Source organism: Rhodococcus sp. P4_B6 (genome assembly GCF_056402215.1).
On record NZ_JBFUHV010000424.1, the window covers coordinates 1 to 1,721 of the forward strand.

A 1,721-nucleotide genomic window follows, 5' to 3' on the forward strand; every position below is an offset into this window, starting at 1 on the left:
GGCGGGTGCCGGTGCGGGCGGGGGTGGCCCCGCCTGGTCAGGTGGTGGCCGGGAGGGTGTTTCCTGCGGTCAGGTGGGTGAGGATCTTGCCGATGTTGTGGACCGCGGCGTGGAAGGCCCATTCGCTGCGGGCCCGGTCGAGGCCGCGGCTGGTGAACCGGCGGAATCCGAGGTTGTGTTTGGCGTGCCCGAACACGGTTTCGGCGATGGGTGAGCGTTGGCGGTAGGTGGCGATGCCGGCCTCGGTGCGCAGTCGGTGGGTCATCGCTGCGATCGGATCGGCTTGTGGTGGTGGGGATCCGGTGACCGGGTTCTCGGCCGCCGCGGTTTCGAGGTCACGGGCTTTGCCGGTGGCGATCAACCGGTCCGGGCCCGGGGCGGTCAGATTCTCGCGGGAGCAGTAGCCGGCGTCGAAGAGCATCACCCCGATCAACTCCTCCGGGGCCGGAGCCGGGGCCGGRGCCGGAGCGGGGGCGGGGTTCGGGTTGGTGTGGCGGCGGGTGGTGTCGATCASTTGCGCGGCCTTACCGGCCTTGTCGACCATCTCGGGGAAGTAGTCGTAGTCGGCGGGGCCGGTCCCGACCCCGGTGGCCAGGATCACCCCGTCCACGCTGGTGAAGGCCTGGCAGTTGTAGCCCTGCAGCCAGCCGCCGCCGCGTAGTGGCTGCAGCCGCGAGTCGGGGTCGGTGGTGTTGCGGCGACGCTGCCCGGCGGTGGCATCGCGTGCGGCCTGCTTGCGCAGGGCGGTGTCGAGTTCGGTGCGCCGCCGCCGGACCAGGTGGTGCTCGKCGACCGGTTTCGGGACGAACCCGCCCCGGGCCCCGGACGCGGTGCGCTCCTCGWATCGGTCGAGCACCGCCTGCTGGGCGGTGACCGCCKSGKCCAGYCGCCGSYSKGCGGCGGCGACCTCGGCCCCGACCGGGACCCGGCCCATCACCGTCTGGCCGGCGTCGAGCCGGGCCAGGTAGTGCCGYGACTTCCCGTCCCGCTCGGMCTGCTCGGCCYGCTTGTCCGCGTCGAGCTGCGCCAACGCCTCCGCGATCCGCGCCGACCGGGTGCCCGGATCGGCCAACTCCGCCGGCACCTGGCCCGRGCCCGGATCGTCCTCGCCGTAGAGGTCGTCCTCGGCGTCATCGGTGGCCGCGTGCGCCGCCGCGGCGGCCGCGGCGATCCGCGCGGCCTCGGCGGCGGCGGCCTTGCGGAGCCCGGCCTCGGTGCGGTTGGCGTCCTTCGAGGCGTTCGAGGCGATCTTCACCCCGTCCAACGCGATCGTTTCGAGCCGCCCCAACCCCAGCGACGCCGCCAGGATCAGGACCTGCGTGAACAGGTCCTGACAGGCGGTGTGGTTGTCCTTGCGGAACCGGGAGATCGTCACGTGGTCGGGGGTGTCGCCGGCGCAGATCACCCGGTAGGACACCACCTCGGTGCAGGCCCGCTCGATCTGCCGGGAGGACCGCATCCCCCGCGACCACGCCCAGATCAGCAGGRTCACCAGCATGTCCGGGTCGTACCCGGCCCGGCCGGCGCCCCCGGTGCGACGAGAAGCGTGGAACGCCGAGGTGTCGAGATGGGAGTCGACGATCTCGATCACCGTCCACACCGGATGCGTGGGCGGCACCCACTCCCGCATGTCCGGCGGCAACAGGAACTGCTGATCACGATTCACCGGTCGATATCCCTTGGCCACCAACACATTATCCAGGAAACCCCAGGTCAGACCA

General features: G+C 72.0%; 1 protein-coding gene. It reads right to left on the reverse strand.

Annotated features, from left to right (window positions below):
- Positions 1-37: 37 nt before the first annotated feature.
- A complete protein-coding gene (locus AC1DWT_RS51250; protein ID WP_477926271.1) occupies positions 38-1,693 on the reverse strand; it encodes a transposase in 1,656 nt (551 codons plus the stop codon).
- Positions 1,694-1,721: the final 28 nt, after the last annotated feature.